General features: G+C 53.1%; 15 protein-coding genes. 11 read left to right on the top strand and 4 right to left on the bottom strand.

Features of this window, described 5'->3' with window-relative positions; genetic code table 11:
• The first annotated feature begins 113 nt into the window (after window positions 1–113).
• From M2108_RS15770 to modB, 4 genes are all read left to right on the top strand, one after another.
• Window positions 114–764 (top strand): hypothetical protein, encoded by a 651-nt coding sequence (locus M2108_RS15770; RefSeq protein WP_277470349.1) that lies wholly within the window; start codon window positions 114–116, stop codon window positions 762–764.
• Window positions 765–987: 223 nt separating this feature from the next.
• Window positions 988–1,953 (top strand): helix-turn-helix transcriptional regulator, encoded by a 966-nt coding sequence (locus tag M2108_RS15765; protein WP_277470348.1) that lies wholly within the window; start codon window positions 988–990, stop codon window positions 1,951–1,953.
• 219 nt (window positions 1,954–2,172) lie between these two features.
• Window positions 2,173–2,958: a molybdate ABC transporter substrate-binding protein gene (gene modA / locus M2108_RS15760; protein WP_277470347.1), complete on the top strand. Its 786-nt coding sequence runs from the start codon at window positions 2,173–2,175 to the stop codon at window positions 2,956–2,958.
• A 33-nt stretch (window positions 2,959–2,991) separates the two neighbouring features.
• Window positions 2,992–3,654 carry a molybdate ABC transporter permease subunit gene (gene modB, locus M2108_RS15755; protein ID WP_277470346.1) on the top strand — a complete coding sequence of 221 codons (663 nt, stop codon included), beginning with the start codon at window positions 2,992–2,994 and terminating at the stop codon, window positions 3,652–3,654.
• 84 nt (window positions 3,655–3,738) lie between these two features.
• Here modB and M2108_RS15750 read toward each other — a convergent pair whose 3' ends face one another.
• On the bottom strand, window positions 3,739–4,764 hold the full coding sequence (locus M2108_RS15750) for a helix-turn-helix transcriptional regulator (protein ID WP_277470345.1): 1,026 nt from the start codon (window positions 4,762–4,764) through the stop codon (window positions 3,739–3,741).
• A gap of 122 nt (window positions 4,765–4,886) precedes the next feature.
• On the bottom strand, window positions 4,887–5,660 hold the full coding sequence (locus M2108_RS15745; RefSeq protein ID WP_277470344.1) for a polysaccharide deacetylase family protein: 774 nt from the start codon (window positions 5,658–5,660) through the stop codon (window positions 4,887–4,889).
• Window positions 5,661–5,851: 191 nt separating this feature from the next.
• Between M2108_RS15745 and M2108_RS15740 the strand changes: the two genes are divergently transcribed.
• Both M2108_RS15740 and M2108_RS15735 read left to right on the top strand, forming a co-directional pair.
• Window positions 5,852–7,261 (top strand): deoxyguanosinetriphosphate triphosphohydrolase family protein, encoded by a 1,410-nt coding sequence (locus M2108_RS15740; RefSeq protein ID WP_277470343.1) that lies wholly within the window; start codon window positions 5,852–5,854, stop codon window positions 7,259–7,261.
• Window positions 7,262–7,474: 213 nt separating this feature from the next.
• Window positions 7,475–9,250, top strand: coding sequence for a methyl-accepting chemotaxis protein (locus tag M2108_RS15735; protein ID WP_277470342.1), 1,776 nt, complete (start codon window positions 7,475–7,477; stop codon window positions 9,248–9,250).
• A 93-nt stretch (window positions 9,251–9,343) separates the two neighbouring features.
• Here M2108_RS15735 and M2108_RS15730 read toward each other — a convergent pair whose 3' ends face one another.
• On the bottom strand, window positions 9,344–10,279 hold the full coding sequence (locus M2108_RS15730; protein WP_277470341.1) for a D-2-hydroxyacid dehydrogenase: 936 nt from the start codon (window positions 10,277–10,279) through the stop codon (window positions 9,344–9,346).
• 112 nt (window positions 10,280–10,391) lie between these two features.
• Here M2108_RS15730 and thpR point away from each other — a divergent pair, with 112 nt between their 5' ends.
• Together thpR and M2108_RS15720 are read left to right on the top strand one after the other, a co-directional pair.
• Window positions 10,392–10,997 carry an RNA 2',3'-cyclic phosphodiesterase gene (thpR, locus tag M2108_RS15725; protein ID WP_277470340.1) on the top strand — a complete coding sequence of 202 codons (606 nt, stop codon included), beginning with the start codon at window positions 10,392–10,394 and terminating at the stop codon, window positions 10,995–10,997.
• Between the two features lie 82 nt (window positions 10,998–11,079).
• On the top strand, window positions 11,080–11,970 hold the full coding sequence (locus tag M2108_RS15720; protein WP_277470339.1) for a cell wall hydrolase: 891 nt from the start codon (window positions 11,080–11,082) through the stop codon (window positions 11,968–11,970).
• 69 nt (window positions 11,971–12,039) lie between these two features.
• On the opposite strand, the gene M2108_RS15715 is transcribed toward M2108_RS15720, so the two are convergent.
• Window positions 12,040–13,227, bottom strand: coding sequence for an MGDG synthase family glycosyltransferase (locus M2108_RS15715; RefSeq protein WP_277470338.1), 1,188 nt, complete (start codon window positions 13,225–13,227; stop codon window positions 12,040–12,042).
• A gap of 305 nt (window positions 13,228–13,532) precedes the next feature.
• Between M2108_RS15715 and M2108_RS15710 the strand changes: the two genes are divergently transcribed.
• The 3 genes from M2108_RS15710 (at window position 13,533) to gltB (ending at window position 21,679) form a co-directional block, all read left to right on the top strand.
• Window positions 13,533–14,108, top strand: a complete 576-nt coding sequence (locus M2108_RS15710) for a TetR/AcrR family transcriptional regulator (RefSeq protein WP_277470460.1) — start codon at window positions 13,533–13,535, stop codon at window positions 14,106–14,108.
• Between the two features lie 244 nt (window positions 14,109–14,352).
• Window positions 14,353–16,707 (top strand): YhgE/Pip domain-containing protein, encoded by a 2,355-nt coding sequence (locus M2108_RS15705; RefSeq protein WP_277470337.1) that lies wholly within the window; start codon window positions 14,353–14,355, stop codon window positions 16,705–16,707.
• A 376-nt stretch (window positions 16,708–17,083) separates the two neighbouring features.
• Window positions 17,084–21,679, top strand: coding sequence for a glutamate synthase large subunit (gene gltB, locus M2108_RS15700; protein WP_277470336.1), 4,596 nt, complete (start codon window positions 17,084–17,086; stop codon window positions 21,677–21,679).
• Window positions 21,680–22,044: the final 365 nt, after the last annotated feature.

Raw genomic sequence — 22,044 nt, 5'->3', positions numbered from 1 at the left:
TTTGGCTCTTTTTTTGTCGATAATATAGAGGCGAACATATATTCCATGACAAGGAGTTGTCCGCCATTATTGGTACATTAATAGAAGAACTAAAAAAAGAAAGAGGTGGAAATATGCAAGCAAGTATCCAGCCCATATTTACATGGAGCCGGAGCCGGATTTTTGCCGGAGCATCCCGGAATTTAATATTGCTTGTGGAATGGAAAGGGTTGAACCAGCGTGAGGAGGTGCGCAAGAAAAGCCGTAAACTGGTGGCAAAGGAGATCGAGCTGCGAATCTGGCTGGAAGCACACCTGACCTTTATCCGGGCCTACGGCTGTACCGCTGAAGCCGGGGAAGGGAGATCCCTGCTCCTGAAGCTGGGCAAGATCCATGCCGGAGCCCGCAAGTTCATCTGCCTGGAGTTTAAAACCGAAGGCATGCCTGCCGGAATCCATGAGGCGCTCTGGCTGCAGTGGCAATACAAGCAGCCGCCGGTGGAACGAATCAGGGAGCTGCCGCTGCAAAAGCTGGGGCTCGAATATACGCATCATACCGGGGCGCTGGCTCTGGACAACAACTTTCATGTAGAAAAGCATCTGGAACTTCTGAAGATGGTTAAGCTGCTGGAGGAGGCGCCGCTCCAAGACGGCCGCGGAAAGGATTTACTGCTGAAGGAGAAGCTGCGCAGACAGGCAGACAAGCTGCTGCTCCTGGCAGCACGTTCAGGCGATATGCAGCTTGTGAAGGAGGCTGAAGTGTTATATAAGCAGCTTGAAGCCTAGCAGGCCGCAATTCAGCAGGATAAGCAGTGTTACATACATAACAAGAATCACCCGATATTGAATAAGGTGCTTTACAGCTCATGTAATATAAATGTGGTAATGTAGTAAAATAGTTCTATTATCTTTTTGTGACTCGGTTATTTGATTCTCATTTATAGATAAATATAACTAAATTATTAAAAATAATGGGTCTATTTTACCATATATCAAGGGGAACTGAAAAATGACAGACCGATTAATCCGGCTGATGCGTATCATCACGCTAGTGCAGGCAAAACCTGGGATTCTGGCGCGTGAGCTGGCAGAGCGCTGCGGCAACAGCGAAAGAACGATTTATCGGGATATGGATGCGCTCAGCGCCATGCATATTCCGATTACCCACTTGGGGCATGGGAAGGGATATGCTTTTATCGGTAATTTTGCATTGTACCCTTTAGATCTCACAGATGACGAGGCAGCTGCCTTTTCAAAGCTGCGTAAAGTGATGAAAGATATCAAGCCTTTGCTGCCTGCTGAATTTGAAACTGCCTATGAAAAAATAATGGCTGCACAATATAAGCAAAGGGCAGAAAGGGAAGAAACGATGGAAAGTGTGAGAAAGGAGGCCGGGCAGCCCGGCGCAGACTGGAATTCCATGCAGCTGGAGCAGTCTGTATTTCTTACGGAAATCCTGTCAGCTGTGATGAAGCAGCGGAGCATGCAGGCAGACTATTGTGAGAATGGCAAGGAGGAGCAGGCGCTCCAGATTGACCCCTACTGTCTTGTTCCGCTGGAGAACCGGATTTATCTGATAGGTGCCTGTCACCGTTTCGGAAGAATCCGCGCTTATCATATTAATGGCTTCTCCAAGGTAAAGACGCTGAATAACTGGTTTTCCAAGGAACGCTTTGACCTGCAGGCTTTTATGTCGCAAAAATGGAGTCTTGACCAGGACAGTGTACAGATCGAATTCAGAATCCGGTTCTCGGAGCGGATGATGGAGCGGCTGAAGTATGAAGAACTGCCGGTAAAGCCTAGCAAGGTGGACAGACAGAATAGCTGTCTGCACTTCAGGATAGCTATTGAGCAGGATATCGCTTTTGTCCGCTGGCTCATGAAGTTTGAGGAGGAGGCTGAGATCATGGAGCCGTTTTATTACAGGGATGTCCTCAGATATCATATGGAACAATGGCTGATGCTATACAAATAATCGGGATACATCAGGAACTGTTCCTGTTGTGCCCTGGATTTAGACTCGTGATGCAGGCAACGAATCTGGTTCGTGTGTATTTGACCTTTGTTCAATTTATATTATATATAACTGTTCATAACTAAATATAAACAAACATAACTAAACATATAGTATTATAAAAAAGGATGTGCTAAAATAACACCAAAATATACAGATACATAGGTAGGAGGAATCCAAATGCTAAAGAGACTAGCTGTGATCATCATGTCTGTTTTTCTTGTATCGGGTGCATCGGTAGCAACGCCCGGGCTTGAGGTACAGGCAGCAGCCAAGAAAACAGAGATTATCGTATCCGCAGCGGCCAGCCTGCAGGACAGCCTGGACAAAATCGCGGTACAGTATGAGAAGCAGCATCCAGATATTGATCTTGTCTTCAATTATGGGGCTTCCGGCACGCTGCAGAAGCAGATTGAACAAGGCGCTCCGGCGGACCTGTTCTTCTCTGCCGGGGATAAGCAGATGAAGGCACTGGTAGACGGAGGGCTTATTTCGGAGAATAAGCAGCTCTTGAAGAATCAGCTGGTACTGGTTGTTCCCGTAAGCTCCCAAACAAAGATCACTTCCATTACACAGCTTACTGATAAGGCTTTTAAAAAAGTGGCCGTTGGGCAGCCTGAATCCGTGCCTGCCGGCCAGTATGCCCAGCAGTCATTGACTGCCAAGAAGGTATGGGATACGCTGCAGAGCAAGCTGGTCTTTGCCAAGGATGTCCGTCAGGTGCTCTCCTATGTAGAGACAGGGAATGCGGATGCAGGCTTCGTATACAAGACGGATGCCCTCACCTCCGCCAAGGTAAAGATCGCGCTTACTGTGGGCGCACATGTGCACAAAGCCATTAATTACCCTGTAGGCATTGTCAAGGAATCGGATCATCAGGCAGAAGCCAGGGCCTTCTACAATTATGTTCAGACCAAGGCGGCAGGCAGCATCTTCACAAGCTACGGATTTTCACTGGCGGATTAATTCATCGAATGAAGATAAGCGGGGTGGAAGCGGATGGAGATTAACTGGACTGAATTTTTCGCCCCGGTCTGGCTTTCAGTCAAAATCGCTGTAATTACCAGCATTATTGTATTTATTCTGGCTACCTATGCGGCCAAGCTGATGGCGGGCCGGAAATTTCCGGGTTACAGTCTGCTGGAGACTGTACTGATGCTGCCGCTTGTTCTGCCGCCGACCGTTGTCGGATTTGTGCTGCTGGTCATTCTGGGACGCAGGAGCTGGATTGGCGAGCTGTATGAACGGTTAACAGAGCAGACCATTCTGTTTACGTGGGGAGCAGCGGTGATAGCTGCTGTAGTAGTCGCTTTTCCGCTGGTCTACCGGACAGTCAAGGCCGGCTTTGAGGAAGTAGATAAGGATCTTGAGGATGCCGCACGCGCCCAGGGGGCCAGCGAGCTGCAGGTACTGCGGTATGTGACGCTGCCGCTGGCAGGCCGGGCGCTGGCTGCCGGATTTGTGCTGGGCTTCGCCCGGGGACTGGGTGAGTTCGGGGCTACCATCATGGTAGCCGGGAATATTCCGGGGCGTACACAGACTGTACCGACTGCAATCTATGTTGCCGTTGACGGCGGCAATATAACCCTTGCCTGGATGTGGGTCTGTTCAATCATAGTCATTTCTGCGCTTATGCTGATGTTCGTTAACCGCCGTTCCTAGGCGGTGAAAGGATACGATTACATACAAAAACTCCGGCTTTGCCTGTTCAGGGAAAGCCGGAGTTTTTGTATATGCGGGCAAGCGTTAGGTTTCGTAGATAATCTCACCAGTTCCTGTAAGATCATAGCTGTGAATGGTATGAAGCTCGTTCTTGAAGGCCGGGGAACGCAAAATATCAAGCACTGCCCCAATCCACTGTTCATTCTCCGGCTTCTTGAGCATCACAAGATCATAACGCTCCTGAATCAGCGGGATGAACTCCAGACCTTCAATGATTTTGGCGGCCTTTTCTATGCCGATGCCGACATCGGCTTCACCGCGGGCCACGCGGCCGGCTACCGCCAGATGGCTGTTCTCCTCGGTTCCATACCCGCTCAGTTTGGCTGCAGGAATTCCGTGCAGCCGCAGCTGCTCGTCCAGCAGCACACGGACGCCGGAGCCGCGCTCACGGTTAATCAGCTTCAGGCCCGGCTGCTGCAAATCCGCCCAGCCGCGGATATTCCGCGGATTCCCCTGCCGCACATAGATCCCGGCGCTGCGGGTCAGCATATGCACAACCAGATAAGGGAAGCCCACCAGCACCTTGCGGATATAGGGGAGGTTATACTCCCCGGTATCGCCGTCCAGCAGATGGGTACTGACTATATCCGACTCGCCGTTGTACATGGAGATCAGGCTGTCGAGACTGCCGGCATAAGAACGAAGCGGGCGGGAGGAGGGCAGACTGCGCTCCAGGTGGGTAGCCAGGATATCAAGGGACATGTCCTGCCCGGTTATCACTATGTTTGTAACCGCAGCCTTCGCGGTTCCGGCACCAGGCTGGGTGAGGTGAAGCGGAGGCGAGAAGGTGGCCGGCGGCAGAACGAACGGCATACCCGTCTGCAGAGGGACGGGGGCGGAGGGAGCAGAAGCCCCCTGCGGCGCTGCGGACGCACTGGTGCTGCGCGAATTCTGCTTATAGGCCTCCAGATCAGAGTGGTCTACCCGCATCTGTTTGCCGACACGGTAAGACGGCAGCTCGCCTTTTTTGATCAGGTCATAGACCTTTAATTTCGATATCTTTAACAGCCGGGCGATTTCCTCGGTTGTATAGGAAGTATTCTCGGACATGGGATAAATAAAGCCTCCTAGAGGTGCCCTGCGGCAGCGCTCAATCAGTCTTAATGCTAGATCAAGCCTACCTTATTTTGAGAGCAGGTGCAATTAAAGAACCCCGGGAAAGGTGGCAGCCCCTAATAGGCCAGCTGCCTGCTGTCACCCGCCTTCTCGGAGGCTGACAGTCCAATCAGCTCGGAGACGGTAATAAACCGGTATCCCTGCTTCTCCAGGGCAGGCAGAATGATCTGCAGGGCTTCATGCGTCTGGGATTGTCCATGTACATAGTCATGGAAGAGTACAATATCACCGCTGCGGGCGTTCTTGATTACTTTGCTGGAGATTTTCCACACCCCCGGGCGGTCCCAGTCGCGTGTATCCTGATGCCACGACCACAGCACAGGCTTCAGCCCCATGCGGTTTGAGACATTGACCAGCGTCTCGTCGTACATCCCGCCCGGCGGCCGGAAAAGGCTGCTGTGCCGGCCGGTAACCTTTACAATCTCATCCTCCGTCTGCTTCAGCTCCTTCATTACCTGCTCTACCGAGATGGGCCGTTTGAAATAGACATGGTTATAAGTGTGATTAGCCAGCTCATGGCCTTCGGAGATCACACGGCTGGCGACTTCAGGATAGGCGGCGATTTTTTTGCCTATGGCGAAAAAGGTGCACTTGGCGTGGTATTTCTGCAGTACATCGAGAATCTTGATGGTGTCGATCGGGTCAGGACCATCATCGAAGGTCAGGGCAATCACTTTCTGGCGCGTCGGCACCTCCCAGATCATGTCGCCCTTCTGCTCGTGATACTGGCGGTTCTTGATATCGGAACGGGCAAGGGCGTAGCTTGACCAGCTGAACAGCAGTATAAGCAGGGCCAGTACTGCTGCGGACTTTCGGCGTAATTTTGTCATGGTTAGTCAGTTTCACTCCATACCGGACCCGTGTGCGGGAAACGGGCTATTTTGACCTTAGAATGCTCCATCCCTGTGCTGAAATATTCATGGAATGCGCAGACGCCGTTTTTTCTATTTTAGAGTGAAAGTTCTGCCGGAAATGACTATAATGAAGTACTAAATACAGAACATGGATAGGGGCATCGGATATGACACTAATTGAGAAAAGAGAGCACAGGCAATATCCGGAGATTACCCGTCTGGAGACATCAAGAGCCGCGTATGAACGCGACTATTCACGCCTGATTCACTCACCGACCTTCCGCCGGCTGCAGGGCAAATCACAGGTGTTTGGCGCCGGCACCGGCGATTATTACCGGACCCGCCTGACCCACTCGCTCGAGGTTGCGCAGATTGCCCGTGAGGCAGCCAAAAGCCTGCTTCGTTCTTATCCCGAGGTGGAAACGGGACAGGCGGACAACCCCGGGCTTGTCATTGATCCTGAAGTGGTGGAATGTGCGGCCATCGCCCATGATTTCGGCCATCCCCCGTTCGGGCACAAAGGCGAAGAGGTGCTGGACAACATCCTGGAGCAGCTTATCGCCAAAAAAACAGCCGAGGAAGCACTGAAATCAGGCGCCGGCCCGGTGCAGAAGCAGACAATCGAAGGGAATATGAAGCGGCGGTATGAGCATTTTGAGGGCAATGCGCATAACTTCCGGCTGATCATGTTTCTTGAAAAACGCGAGAATATCGACGGGCTGAACCTGTCCGATGCCGTGCTGCTGGGGATCAACAAATATCCTTTTCCCGGCACGGTGCTGAAGAAGGGCATGTATCTGTCCGAATGGAATTATATCTCGGAGATCCGCAAGGACTGGGGAATCCCTGACGGCAAAAAGACGCTGGAGGCCCAGCTGATGGACCTGTGCGACGACATCGCTTATTCCGCGCATGATCTGGAGGACGGCATCAAGGCGGGCAAAATTGAAGTCCATGAGCATTTTATGCACGATGCCTATATCCAGCGGCTGATTGTGGAGAAGATCACGACGCTGGAGGATTCCTTCTGGAAGGGCTGGCAGCCTGAAGCTATCCATATCAAGGTGGAAGCGGTACTGAGCGAGTTCCTGAGAGTGTGGATGGACAAGATGCCGACCTGCGAAAATGATTATTCCCGTACGCGCCGGGAGGTGAAGGCATACTGGGTAAGCACCTTCGTGGCCAGTCTCGGGGTCATTTCCGACGGGGACTGGAAGAAGGTCACATTCATCAAGGATGGCGCAGAGGATGAGGATATGCTGCGGACGGTCAGTGTGCTCAAAAGCTTCGCCTGGGTTACGATGATCCGCGACCTGCGCGTGCAGCGCCTGCAAAAACGCAGTGAATGGATTCTCCGCCGGCTGTGGGGGGCGTTCAACGATCCGGAGACCTCCAAGGCGATCATTCCGAGCGACTGGCTGCAGCGCTTTGAGAAGGACCAGCGGCAGCAGAAGCCGATCTGGACCTGGGAGCATATGGTGATTGACTATATCGCCGGGATGACGGATGCTTTTGCCGAAAAAATCTATAACGAGCTGTACGGCCTTAAGGTAGGCAGTATTTACGACCTGGATTAAAGCCGTCAGACAGACCGGGCTCCCTGCTGGAGTCCGTTTTTTTGTGCAGAAGAATAAAGCCGGTCCATAGCCGGAATATATGACATCATCTAAAAATATCCGTAATTCCTGCCGAAATATAGAGAGTAATCTATCGTTTTGCCCAATTGTGAAAATGAAAGTAATAGGTTGTAATTACGTGTAAGGTTTTCGGAAATCAGAGGGGGCATTATTGTGGGAAAAGAGCAGAATCGTATGGAATCCGTACTGAAGCAGACAAAAGGGACTATGAAAAAGGTCATGGAGGCCAGAAAAAATAGCGTTGGAGCCAAAATCGCCACAGGCTACGCAGCCTTGGCCCTACTGGTTCTGCTAATCGGGGGTACCTCCCTCTATCAAATGTACAATATGCAGAAAAACACAGGAAATATTGTTGAAAAAGCAATACCGGCGCTTAATCAGGTGCATGATATTAACTATTATACAGAGCACATTATGGCGCTCAGCATGCAGCATATTCTCAATACAGACAGTGCAGAAAAGAAAAAGCTGGAAGAACAAAGGGGTCAGGCGATCCGCAAGGTTGCCGAAATGATGAAGCTTTACAGGGAATCGCTTAACGGTGACAAAGGACTGGAGCAGCTGTCAGCCCTTAGCGACAAATGGAATGAATACATGACGATCAATAATCAGGCTATCAAGCTCAGTGCTGAGGGGAATGAGGAGCTGGCGCTGGAGGTCTCGCAAAAAGGCATTGAAGCCTTTAATGCGATGCAGATTGATCTGGTCTCGCTGGTCAAGCATAGCCAGGAGGATGCCGAGCAGGAAGGGAGACACTCGGAGGCTGCATTTCACGCCTCGTTTACTATTATCAGTATAATCATACTGCTTGTACTGCTGATTATCGGCCTGATCAATATGGTAATCCGTAAGACGGTTATTAACCCGATCAAAGCTGTAACCGGCCATCTGCAGCGGATTGCGGAAGGGGATCTGACCTCGGAGGATACCCTGATCCGCAATGAGGATGAGATCGGGCTGCTTGCCAAAACGGTCAATGAAACAAACCGGACGCTGCTTGCGATCGTCGGCCAGATCCGTAATGTGTCGGGAATCATCGCCCTTCAGGGCGAAGAGCTGGTCCGCACGGTGTCAGGCACCAAAGAGGGAAGCAGCCAGATTGCTGTTACAATGGAGGAGCTGGCCAATGCGGCAGGCAGCCAGGCGGAATCCGCAGTGGAAGCCTCCAAGGCGGTTGAGGATCTGAACAAGCTGATCAGTGATTTTACCGGCAGAGGAAATGAGCTGCTGCTGCATTCGGATCAGGTGCGTACCAAAGGCGAGCGGGGCAGGGCGCTAATGGAAAGCTCTGTGGCGCAGATGGGCCAGATTGCCGAAGTTGTATCCCAGTCGATGGATACGGTGGAGGAGCTGAACCGTAAGAATGAAGGGATCTTCCGGCTGGTGGGCTCCATCCGCAGCATCTCTGAACAGACCCATCTGCTGGCCATCAACGCGGCGATAGAGGCAGCCAGAGCCGGGGACAGCGGCCGCGGATTCGCGGTCGTTGCCCAGGAAGTGCGCAAGCTGTCAGAGGATGTGCAGCAGACCGTATCCGAAATCACCAGCATCACCCAGGGGATTCAGGCGGATTCCAGGGAGATGGTGGAGCAGCTGCGGGAAGGTGTCCTGAAGACGGAGGAGGGCGGCCGGCAGATTCTCGAGACCGGCAGCGCCCTGGCAGATATTAACCGCTCGGTAGATGTAATGGCTGGCACTATTGATAATATGGGCGGAGATATCCGGAAAATGGCCGGTGCAAGTGAGACCATGAATGAATTCAGCCAGCATATCTCGGCGCTTGCCCAGCAGTCGGCAGCAGGGGTGGAGGAGACGTCAGCCTCCGCCAATGAGCAGGTGCAGGCGACCAGTGAGGTAGCAGCCGGCATCGGCCAGCTGCGCAGCCGTCTGGTGGAGCTTGAGGAGTCGGTAACGCGTTTCCGGATTTAACAGTCAACAGCAAAAGACAAAGGGGTATTCCCGGCCTGATAAGGCTGCCGGGAATACCCCTTTTTGAAAATTAAACCGGGATGTTAAACGATATTAGTATTGCCGGCTATAATCCACCAGGTTACGGGAAGGCTGGCCGTCCTTCAGGTAAGCTTGTACATTCTCAGTAAAGAGCTCTACGATCCGGTCGGCATAACGGTCCGTCGTACCGGCGCAGTGCGGTGTAATTATGACCTGCTCCATGCCCCAGAGCGGATGTTCAGAAGGAAGCGGTTCGGGGTCAAAGACATCGAGGCCGGCTCCGGCCAGCTGCCCGCTGTTCAGCGCGGTCATAAGGGCTTCCGTATCCGTGGTCGCCCCTCGTCCGATATTGATATAATAAGCCCCCTGAGGGCAGGCATTAAACACATCGGCATTAAAGAGTCCCTGCGTTTCGTCGGTAAGCGGCAGGGTGTTGATCAGGAAGTCAGCAGATTCAGCTGCTTCCTGCAGCCGTGCAGTGGTGTAGACCTTGTCAAACCCGTCAACCTCTGAGCCTGAGCGGCTGATTCCGATGGTTTTCATCCGGAAAGCCTTGGCGATTCTGGCGGTTTCGCTTCCGATGGAGCCCGTTCCGGCAATGACGGCGGTTTTACCGGTCAGCTCGCTTTCCTTGCCGTCCGAATGCCACTTGCGTTCCAGCTGCTTGCGGATCGCTGTGTGAAAGTTTCGGGTAAACATCAGCATGAATCCGATAATAACGGCCGTGATCGGCTCGGCATGGACACCGCTGGCATTCGTCAGAAGGATGCCGCGCTCCGCAAGCCTCCCGAGCGGCAGCTTCTCCACGCCGGCCGACCAGGTCTGGACCCAGCGGAGCGGTGAATCCGGCTGCAGCAGAGTATCTACTATACCTTTGCCCCAGCCGATTACAATTTCCGCGTGGGCAAGCTGATCAAGATCCGGGCTTTTGGCATTACCGAGTGTAAGGGTATAACCCGGAGCGGCGGCGAGAATGGTCTCCTGCTGCTGAGAAGTAAGTGGCTGCAAACAAACAATGGATTTAGTGATGATGGTTCCCTCCTATTATACAATTTTCGTAAAATTGGCTGATCTTGTATACAATAAGGATAACAAATCTGTCCCGAAAGGTGAAATACACATGGAAAACCGTTTGACCGGCCGTGATCCTGAGCGTCTGTTTGTTGCCGTGAAGCTGCCTGAGGAGCAGGGAAGGCTGCTGGGACAGGAAGCAGCCGCCCTGTCTTCAATGCTGAAGTTTGCCAAATGGACATATCCCGATGATTATCATATTACCCTCCAGTTTCTGGGTGACACCCCGGCTGCCCAAATTCCGGCACTGCTTGCTGCCCTGAAGGTAATTTCTGCCCGGCAGAAACCGTTCAGGCTCCATCTCGGGGAATGGGGAACCTTCGGGGCTCCGGAGTCGCCAAGAGTGCTGTGGGCCGGAGTCTCCGGTGAGCTGGAGCAGCTGCAGGAGCTCCAGCGCAACGTCGTTTCGGCAACTTCAGCGCTGGGGTTTAAGGCGGAAAAAAGATCCTATTCTCCGCACCTGACTTTAGCCCGTAAATACCGGGATGAACGCGTTTTCAGTACAGGGCTGCTGAGCGATATGCGGGGCGGGAGAGATAAAATAGAGAACAATTGTTCGGTAAAAGACTGGACGGTTGATGCTTTTGTGGTGTATGCTACTAGAATGCATGCCATTCCTATGTATGAAATGATCGGAAAAATGTCATTTTTCTAAGCTTAAATCGACAAGAAAGTTTTCAAAGCTTCCATTTTCGGTTACATACAATAGGAATGTGCCGTAAACTAGGAGGTAAGTGATGGAGATTTTTAAACAAAACCGCTGTATTGCGCTGCTGGTCGGCGTAATTCTAGTGTGTTTCTCAGCGATAAGCCTGTTTAGCCCCGGTGTTGTTACCGAAGGCCAGAATACACAGCAGTTGGATAAATTAGGCGGAGCCGGCCATGCCGCAGCCGCAGCGCTGCAGGTACAGCAGTCGTCAGCTCCGGAGAGGACAAGCAGGATAAGCACCCCTGTCTTTTATACATCAGCAACAAGTCTTGGCCAGGTCTGGCAGGACAAGCAGCCCAAGGCGGAATGGTTCGATCCTGGCAAGCTGAAGCCCAAACAGGAAGCCGTTAAACCAACCGTTCAGCCCAAAGCCACTCTGATGAAGGCTCCGCCGGCAGTGCAGACAGCACTCAAACAGGCGGCAGCCAAGGGGAATCAGACCGTAAACAAAGTCAAAACGGCATCTCAGCAAAATCCCCCCCTTAAATTGTTCTTCTCCCGGACAAAGCTACTAAACCAGGAACAGCAAGCGGAAGCAACCTGGAGCTACGCCGTATCCGAAGAAGACCTGCTACTGCTGCAAAAGATTGTAATGGCAGAAGCGGAGGGTGAACCGTACCAGGGCAAGGTGGCAGTCGCCAACGTTGTTCTGAACAGGCTACGGTCAGCCAATTTTCCCGACACTATATATGAGGTCATTTATCAGAAAAGCCAGTTTAGCCCGGTAGCTAACGGGCGTCTTAAACGTGTGAAACCGAATGAAGACAGCATCAAAGCGGTCAATGCCGCTCTTTCCGGAGTGAAAGAGGTTACGGACGATACGTATTTTTTCCTGTCGCTGCAGCTGGCACAGGATCTGACCGTACATCATTCACGTACCTATGCCAAGACCATCGGCAATCATACCTTTTATAAATAAAAGTCCTGCCAGCAGACAACTAAAAAACCTCCAAATCTGCATCAGGCAGAATTGGAGGTTTTTGATCGTTCAGGGCGTAACATAAACAGCCTCTTCTGTCCGCGCCTGCGCCCGTGTGCTCCGCAGCTCGGCAGGTCCGTCTGCGGTCTTGCCCAGAAGCTGCAGCACTGTGGAGGCGCAGTTGTGGGGCTGCTGACGTTCCAGGGCGAGCCGCCGTCTGCGCTGCTCCTCGATCCCCGCGTATTCGCGGAGCAGGAGGGAGAACCATTTGTCCACCACCTGGGAGTCGAGTACCTCGGCCAGCCCGAGCTCTACGAAGTACTGGCAGTTCTTCTCTTCCTGGCCGGGGATGGCGCTGTAGAACAGCATTGGAATCCCTTTGGCCTGCCCTTCCGTGCAGGTCATCCCGCCCGGTTTCGTTATCAGCAGGTCTGAGGCGTCCATCAGCTTGTTGATTTCGCTGCTGTAGCCCAGAATTTTTACATTAGGATGATTTAGCAGCGGAGTGGAACGCATCCGCGCTACCAGCTTGTCGTTGCTCCCCATACAGAAGATCAGCTGAATCTGATCCATTCTGGCGGTAAGGGAATCCATGATATCCTGGCCGAACATCAAGCCCCAGCCTCCGCCCATAATCAATACAGTGGGGATATCAGCCAGTCCGAGCTCTTTACGTAGCAATGTCTTGTTGGAACGCTCCCAGAACTTCGGGTGCACCGGAATCCCGGTGACTGTGACCAGCTCAGGCGGAACTCCCCGCCCGGTAAGGATAGATTTGACCCGCGAGGTAGAGACCAGATAGCGGTCAGCCTCAGGGTTCACCCAGCTGCCGTGCGCGTCATAGTCTGTAATCAAAGTATAAAGCGGTATATCCAGCCCCTGCTGCTTCAGCCTGGAGATGACAGCGGCAGGAATCGGATGGGAGCAGATAATAAGATCGGGCCTCAGCTGCTCGACCACCTTTTTGGCATGAGTATAAAAAACCCGGTGCAGCGCTGCACGGGTCAGCCGGTTCAGTGATTTATGATATTGGGTTTTATACATCATGCCGACCAGCTTAGGCTGGCTGCTGACTGTCTTGCGGTAAGCGGAAAGGATCCAAGGCGCAACCGTAGGATTCAGGAATTTGCCCAGCTCAATGACCCGGCACTGGACGTCCGGGTTAAGCAGTCTGATTCCTTCGGCCAGAGCATAGGCTGCCCCTGTATGGCCCGTGCCGAAGCCTTCCGAAAACAGCAGTACTCTTTTCTTTCGCATAAGTTCACCTGCTACTTTCCTTCATGGGTAGAATTGCGGGTCCTCTTCTTAGATCGAATACGAGATACCTCTCTGTAATAGTTCTATTACATTATACAAGGGAATGAACCCCTTATCCCACATTATACAAATAAGACGTAAATGGAAAGTTAAAACACTGCAATAAATTAAAAATAAAAGAGCGCAGCCGGGTATTGCCAAGTGAAGGGGAAAGTGATAAAGTGGGTAATGACCAAATGACCGGATTAGTAAAGTGGTCAAGACGATGGGGCAGCGATTTTTTGCAGGAAAGGGAGTGGATACAGGTGGCTGTGGTAGATCGAAGGCAGCTGGTGCTTCAGGCCGCTACGAAATGTTTTTCATTATTCGGCTATAAGGCAACGACAATGGATCAGGTCGCCAAGATTGCGAATGTCGGAAAAGGTACGATTTATACCTTTTTTACGAATAAGGAGCAGCTGTTTGATGAGATTCTGCGTGATGTCATTACCGAGATGAAGCATATCGCCGAGCGGGAGATCAGGCGGGATAAGCCGTTTTTTGATAACCTGCACAGGGTGCTGGATGCACTGCTTGAATTTCGAAGCGAACATGAGCTGTTTATCAAGCTTTCCCAGGAAAGTCGCGATTTCGGAACGCCGCAGGCCGGTGACGGGCTCGACAAGCTCGAGAACGTTGTGCTGGAATATCTGCAGCGGGAGGTGGAACAGGCCATACAGCAAGGGGAGATCAAGCTGTGCGACCCCAAGATCGTATCCATAGTCATGTTCAGGCTGTACATTGTACTGACCGCCGAGCTGAACAAGGTGCATGTACCTTTGAGCAAGGAACAGATCAAGGATTATTTTCACTTGTTTCTGTCAGATGGCCTGGCACAGTAAGTTATGAACTTGCGGGAGGGAACGGCGCACAGTTTGTCCGCTGTCCCTGAATGCGGCGCTGCCTTTGGAGAGTGCGGCAGAATGGCTGAACAAATTTTTTTTGCTTTTGATTGACCGGATGGGGAAAATGGTCATCTGGTATTACTGCAACTTTCATCAAGCCAGCAAATTAGTAGTACCGCCTAAACAGAGAGAGATTTATAGCATTGTATAAAGAGCATATGATCATAAGGAGAGAACCAGAATGAAATCTTTATCTGTCTTTTTCAAGGACCTGGGCGCGGCGCTGAAAAATCCGAAGGTGCTGATTCCCATGTTAGTCGTCCTGTTCATTCCCGTGCTGTACAGCGGATTGTTCCTCAAGGCCTTCTGGGACCCGTACGGTAAAATGAATGAGCTGCCGGTGGCTGTTGTCAATGAAGATAAGGGCGCCGAATACGAGGGCTCACAGCTTACCGCGGGCAGTGATCTGGTGGCGGAGCTTAAAAAGACCGACGGGTTCAAGTGGCATTTCGTATCCCGTGCCGAAGCGGAAGCCGGTCTGGACGATAATACGTACTATATGGCTATTATCGTTCCTGAGGATTTTTCTGCAAACGCGACGACGCTGCTGGAAGCAGACCCGCAGCCGGCCAAAATCATCTATGAGCCGAATGAAGGCTATAACTTCCTTGCCGGCCAGATCGGCGGGACTGCAGTAAAGGATATCAAGACCAAGGTATCCGCCAAAATTACTGAAGCTTATACGACTTCCGTGTTCGATAAAATTACGGAAATCGCCGATGGGCTCGGCGATGCGGGAGACGGTGCAACGAAAATTGCCGACGGCGCAGCCAAGCTGGATGACGGTGCGCTCAAGCTGAAGGATAATCTGCTTGTGCTGACCGAAGGCACAGGCAAGCTGGTAGAAGGTGTAGCTCCGCTGACTGAAGGCGTAACCGCCCTGAATGCCGGGGCCGCGGCGCTGGAGAGCGGCAGCAGCACCCTGGCAGGCGGACTTGAACAGTTGTCCGCTGCACACAAGAAGCTGCAGGCAGGTGTTGCCCAGACTGCTGACGGCAGCAAGCAGCTCAGCGCCGGACTGAAACAGTCCGAAGCCGGAGCCAAGGCACTCCAGGCCGGCACGCAGTCGGCAGTAGACGGAACAGCGAAGCTTGCGGCCGGTACGAAGTCTGCCCTTGACGGCAGCGCGAAGCTGGCGGCCGGACTGACGGACGCGAATGAAGGCAGTGCGAAGCTGGAAGCCGGTCTTCAGGCTTCCAAGGAAGGCAGCGCGAAGGTTAGCGCCGCTGCCAAGGCAGTATCAGACGGCCTGCAGCAGCTGGCCAAGTCGAACCCGCAGCTTGCTGCAAGCGCAGATGTGCAGAAGCTGCTGGCCGCAAGCGCCGCTGTAGCCGAAGGCACAGCGCAGCTCGATCAGAGCCAGCAGCAGCTGCTGGCTGGCGCAACTTCGCTGCACAGCGGCCACGGGCAGCTGGTGCAGGGCGCGAACCAGCTGCAGGCGGGAACGCAGCAGCTGGACGCGGGGGTTACCCAACTGCATGAAGGTGCGCAGCAGCTGAATGCAGGCAGCACGCAGCTGCTGGCCGGGCAGCAGCAGCTTGTGGCCGGCGCGGCGAAGCTTGAGACCGGCGGTGTCACGCTGTCCGCCGGGATGCAGCAGTTCGGCGCGAAGCTGGACGAAGCAGCCGCAGGCGGAGCGAAGCTGGCTGACGGCGGCAAGGCGCTTGAAGCCGGCACCTCTAAGCTGCTGGCAGGCGCAGGCCAGCTGAGCAGCGGCCTGAGCTCGGTAGCTGACGGCTCGAAGAAGCTCAGCGACGGTGCGGGCCAGCTGAAGGACGGCCTTGATGAGCTGAAGTCCGGTTCCGGTGAGCTGGCCTCCAAGCTTGGAGAGGCCGCTTCCCAGACCAGCACAGTGAACAAGACGGATGCGCTGGTATCCATGTTCGCGCAGCCTGTACAGATTGAAGAAGTAAAGGTCAGCGCAGTGCCGAATTACGGCACGGGCTTTGCCCCTTACTTCCTGTCGCTCGGATTGTTTGTAGGCGCGCTGATCTGCACACTGGTCATTCCGATGAGCAGCTCTGAAGTTCCCGGCGCCAGCCGGTTCAACCGGTTCATCAGCCGTACGCTGACCTTCTCCATGATGAGCGTGCTCCAGTCGCTGATGGCGGCAATGATTGTACTGTACGGCCTTGGCCTTGAAGTACAGAATGTAGGCCTGTTCTATGCCTTTACCTTTATAACAAGTATCTCGTTCATGTGGATGATCCAGGCGATTGTAACCTGGCTGGATCAGCCTGGACGTTTTGTAGTGATTGTGATCCTGATCTTCCAGCTGACAACCAGCGCAGGAACCTTCCCGCTGGAGCTGATTCCGGGCTGGATGAAATTCTTCAACCCGCTGCTTCCGATGACCTATAGTGTCCGCGGGTTTAAGGCAGCCATTTCCACCGGCAATTACGGTGTGATGTGGAGCGATGCGGGAGTGCTGGCTATTTATGGGATTGTATTCCTAGCACTTACGTTTACGTACTTCATGACCCGTGAGCAGGAGAATGAAATTTCTGTTAAAGGTGAACAAGTTTTGACTGTATAATCACATTATCTGAAAATGGCTGATATGAACAAAGGGCGTCCCCGCGGGGGCGCCCTTGTGTTTTTTATATGCGGAAAAGTCCATAAAAAAGAGTACATAGTGAAAAAGAAAACCGTCTGAAGCGTTTTCATTGAATAAGAGCTTATACATAAGTTATGCATAAATATGCATCATAAAGTTTTTTTACACTTTCGCTCAGTAAAGCTGTACCGTAAAAACAAATGTTAATCAAACTCATAAAAAACTTTAAATTGCGCTCATGTCAGGTCGATGATAAACTTATATAACCAATCTGGCTTGAATAAATATTAAGTATTTCTTTGTAACATTTTCCTGAGAATCAAGGTACTACTTTAGAATAGAAAGGTTGCGTATGATGAGACACACTGAACTGCCCAACAAACAAGGTCTTTATGATCCCCAGTTCGAAAAAGATGCATGCGGCATGGGCTTTGTTGCCCATATTAAAGGTAAGCCTTCCCATGATATCGTGAGTAACGCTTTGACCATGCTCTTTAATATGGAGCATCGCGGCGGACAGGGAAGCGAGCCGAACTCCGGTGACGGAGCCGGCATTATGCTGCAAATTCCGCACCGTTTCTTTGCCGGTGAAGCCAGCAAGCTTGGCTTTGAGCTGCCGGAACAGGGCCAATATGGCGTGGGTATGATCTTTTTGTCTCATAACGAGGAGATCCGCGCCCGTCATGAAGCTCTGTTAAGCGAGATTATTGCTGAAGAAGGCCAGGTAGTGCTGGGATACCGTGATGTTCCCACCTATGATGAAATGCTGGGCAAAACCGCTAAGGCTGCCAAGCCTTATGTACGCCAGGTGTTTATCGGCCGTTCGGAAGGCCTTGCTGATGAGCTGGCCTTTGAACGCAAGCTGTTTGTAATCCGCAAGCGTGCAGAGCTCGCTATCCGCTACGGCGGTGTTGAAGAGGCTGAATCCTTTTATATGCCAAGCATGTCCTGCCGCAAGATCGTATACAAAGGCATGCTGACAACCGAGCAGGTAGGCCAGTTCTACCTGGATCTGCAGAATGAAGACCTGGAGTCGGCAATCGCCCTCGTTCACTCCCGTTTCAGCACGAACACGTTCCCGAGCTGGGAGCGTGCCCACCCGTACCGCTTCATGATCCACAACGGTGAGATCAATACGCTGCGGGGGAATGTGAACTGGATGCATGCCCGCCAGTCCTTGTTCAAGAGTGAAGTATTCGGGGAATCCCTCGGCAAAATCAAGCCGATTGTGAATCCTGACGGTTCGGATACCGCGATGTTCGATAACACCTTTGAATTTCTCTATCTCAGCGGACGCTCCCTGCCGCATGTGGCGATGATGATGGTGCCTGAGCCGTGGAGCAATCATGAAACCATGAGCGACGAGAAGAAGGCATTCTATGAATACCACAGCACGCTGATGGAGCCGTGGGACGGGCCGGCCGCAATGGGCTTTACTGACGGTGTGCAGATCGGCGCGATGCTGGACCGCAACGGTCTGCGTCCGGCGCGTTATTATGTAACCAAAGACGATATGATTATTCTGTCCTCAGAAGCGGGAGTGCTTGATATTCCGGCAGAGGATGTATTATACAAAGACCGGTTGAGACCGGGACGTATGCTGCTGGTTGACACGAAGCAGGGCCGGATTATCTCGGACGAGGAAGTTAAAGCCCAAATTGCCTCCGAGCAGCCTTACCGCCAGTGGCTCGATGAGCATCTGATCGGTCTGGATCAGCTTCCTGAAGCGCCTGAGCTGCCGAATCCTAAGCATGACAATGTGCAGCAGCTGCAGCAATCGTTCGGCTATACCTTTGAAGATCTGCGCAAGGTGCTTGAGCCAATGGCCTCCACCGGCGCCGAAGCCGTCGGCTCGATGGGCTATGATGCCCCGCTGGCCGTGCTCTCTGACCGTCCGCAGCGTCTCTACAACTACTTTAAACAAATGTTCGCACAGGTAACCAATCCGCCAATCGATGCCATCCGTGAGGAGCTGGTTACTTCTACAGCTACAACAATCGGTCCGGAGCGCAACCTGCTGAAGCCTGAACCGGAGAGCTGCCGGCAGATTTCCCTGGAGTCGCCGATCCTCTCCAATGAGGATTTTGCCAAGATCCGCCACGTCCGCCGTGCCGGCTTCAAATCGATGTCGATCCCGATTCTGTTCCCGGCTGAGCTTGGAGCGGAAGGCATGCGTATCGCGCTTGAGCGCATGAATGAAGCGGCTGACCGTGTAATGGCCAAAGGCCACAATATTCTTATCCTGTCTGATCGCGGTGTAGACCGTGAGAATGCAGCCATTCCGGCGCTGCTGGCTGTATCCAGCCTGCATCACCATCTGATCCGCTCCGGATCGCGGACCAAGGTCAGCATTCTGCTGGAGTCCGGCGAACCGCGGGAAGTACATCATTACGCGCTGCTGCTCGGTTACGGTGTGAGTGCAGTCAATCCTTATCTTGCTTTTGAGAGCCTGGACGATATGATCGGCCAGGGTCTGCTGCGCGGCATCTCGCATGAGAAGGCCGTTAAGAACTACATCAAGGCTGCGACCAAGAGCGTAGTTAAAATATTGTCCAAAATGGGGATCTCCACAATTCAGTCGTACCGCGGCGCACAGATTTTTGAAGCGGTCGGCCTGAGTGCGGAATTTGTGGACCGTTACTTCACCTGGACGCCTTCCCGCATCGGAGGTATCGGTCTTGCGGAAGTGGCGGCTGAAGCACTGATGCACCACAACCGCGCATTCACTGACAAGGACGGCAACGACAAGGTGCTCGATTCCGGCGGTGATTATCAATGGCGCAGTGACGGGGAAGATCATTTGTTCAACCCGCAGACCATTCATCTGCTGCAGCATTCTGTGCGAAGCGGTGACTACGCGCTGTATAAGAAATATGCGGCGCTTGTTCAAGGGGAGAGCAAGAAGCATCAGACGATCCGCTCCATGCTGGAATTCAAATCCGTGAACCAGCCGGTTCCGCTGGATGAAGTTGAATCTGCAGAATCGATTATGAAACGCTTCAAGACCGGAGCAATGTCATTCGGCTCCATCAGTAAGGAAGCCCATGAGACGCTGGCGATTGCAATGAACCGGATCGGCGGCAAGAGCAACACCGGTGAGGGCGGGGAAGATCCGGCCCGTTTCACTCCTGACGCTAACGGCGATTCCCGCCGCAGTGCGATCAAACAGGTGGCATCGGGACGCTTCGGGGTAACCTCCAACTATCTGGTGAACGCCGATGAAATCCAGATCAAGATGGCACAGGGAGCGAAGCCTGGTGAAGGCGGACAGCTTCCGGGCCGCAAGGTTTATCCTTGGGTAGCGGAAGTGCGCGGCTCTACAGCAGGCGTAGGCCTGATCTCGCCGCCGCCGCACCATGACATCTACTCGATCGAGGATCTGGCAGAGCTGATTTATGATCTGAAGAACGCTAACCCGCGGGCCAGCATTAACGTGAAGCTGGTGTCTGAGGTTGGTGTCGGAACGATTGCCGCCGGCGTAGCCAAGGGCCGTGCCGACATTATCCTGATCAGTGGTTATGACGGCGGTACCGGGGCTTCCCCGATGAACTCGATCCGCCATGCCGGTCTGCCGTGGGAGCTCGGGCTTGCCGAGACTCACCAGACGCTTATGCTGAACAATCTGCGTGACCGTGTTGTACTGGAAACCGACGGCAAGATGCTCAGCGGACGCGACCTTGCGGTTGCGGTACTGCTGGGAGCCGAAGAATATGGATTCGCAACCGCGCCGCTTGTAGCGGTGGGCTGTATCATGATGCGCGTCTGCCAGATGGACACCTGTCCGGTCGGCGTTGCCACCCAGAATCCGGATCTGCGCAAAAACTTTACCGGCGATCCGCAGCATGTCGTTAACTTCATGACCTTTGTAGCTCAGGATCTGCGTGAAATTATGGCAGAGCTTGGCTTCCGGACCATTGAAGAGATGGTAGGACGTACGGATTGCCTGGATGCTGTCCATGCTGATTACCACTGGAAGAAGAAGGGCGTCGATCTGAGCGGCCTGCTGCATACGCCGGAACTGCCGGAAGGAAGCACCCGCTTCCGCAGCAAGTTCCAGAACCACGGCCTGGAAGAAACGATCGATGTATCGAAGCTGCTCGATCTGGCGGCTCCAGCGCTGGAATCCGGCCAGCCGGTGGAAGTATCCCTGCCGATTACCAACGTCAACCGTGCTGTCGGCACCATCCTGGGCAGCGAGCTGACCCGCAAATACGGGGCTACCGGTCTGCCGGATGATACGATCCGCCTGAACTTCACCGGCTCTGCCGGACAAAGTCTTGGTGCTTTCGTACCTAAGGGGATCACGATTACGGTCGAAGGCGACTCCAATGACTATGTGGGTAAGGGACTGTCCGGCGGCAAGCTGATCATCAAGCCGTCGCCTAAGGCTACCTTTGCCGCTGAAGATAACATCATTATTGGAAATACCGCGCTCTACGGGGCAACCGGAGGTGAAGCATATATCAACGGTATTGCCGGCGAACGGTTTGCTGTCCGCAACTCGGGCGCGAACGTAGTCGTAGAAGGCGTGGGTGACCACGGCTGTGAATATATGACCGGCGGCCGTGTAGCCGTGCTGGGTGCAACCGGCCGCAACTTCGCGGCAGGGATGTCCGGCGGTATCGCCTATGTCTACGATCCGGAGAACAGCTTCATCAAACGCTGCAACCTGGAAATGGTCCTGCTGGAGCGGGTTGAAGAAGCTGAGGAAGCAGCAGAGCTGCACAAGCTGATCAGCCGTCATGCCGAGCTTACAGGCAGTGCTGCCGCAGGCCGGATTCTGGGCTCCTGGGAAGCGTCGCTGCCTAAGTTCGTCCGCGTCATTCCGAAGGATTACAAACGGATGCTGGAGCAGATCCGCAAGGTAGAGCAGACCGGCCTGACCGGCGAAGCTGCCCTGATGGCTGCTTTTGAAGCCAATATGCGTGAGCTTGCGCGTGTTGGAGGCTAAATCATCATAGCCGTGTCTTTTTGACCGGCTTAATGGAATAAAGAGAAAAGGGCTGTATTCGTCCGCTTGGCGGAGGATACGGCCCTTTTTCATATGTACACCTGTATAGCTGGTGCCACCCCTCCATCCTAAGCATGATAGATAGTTAATAATGGATTAACTACATTAGAGCAGGCCTGTCTGCTTAGTCCCAAATGTAGGAGTGGGCGAACAGCCAAAAGTGGGCAAAGTGAGCGGTAATAGAGGGAAAAATCCCATTAAACATCCCCAAAGTGGGCAAGGTGAGCAGTAATAGAGGGAAAAATCCCATTAAACGTCCCCAAAGTGGGCAAAGTGAGCGGTAATAGAGGGAGAAATCCCATTAA

Source organism: Paenibacillus sp. PastM-3, from assembly GCF_029893965.1.
GTDB lineage: Bacteria > Bacillota > Bacilli > Paenibacillales > Paenibacillaceae > Paenibacillus_AQ.
This window is presented reverse-complemented; position numbering and strand designations above follow the sequence as displayed.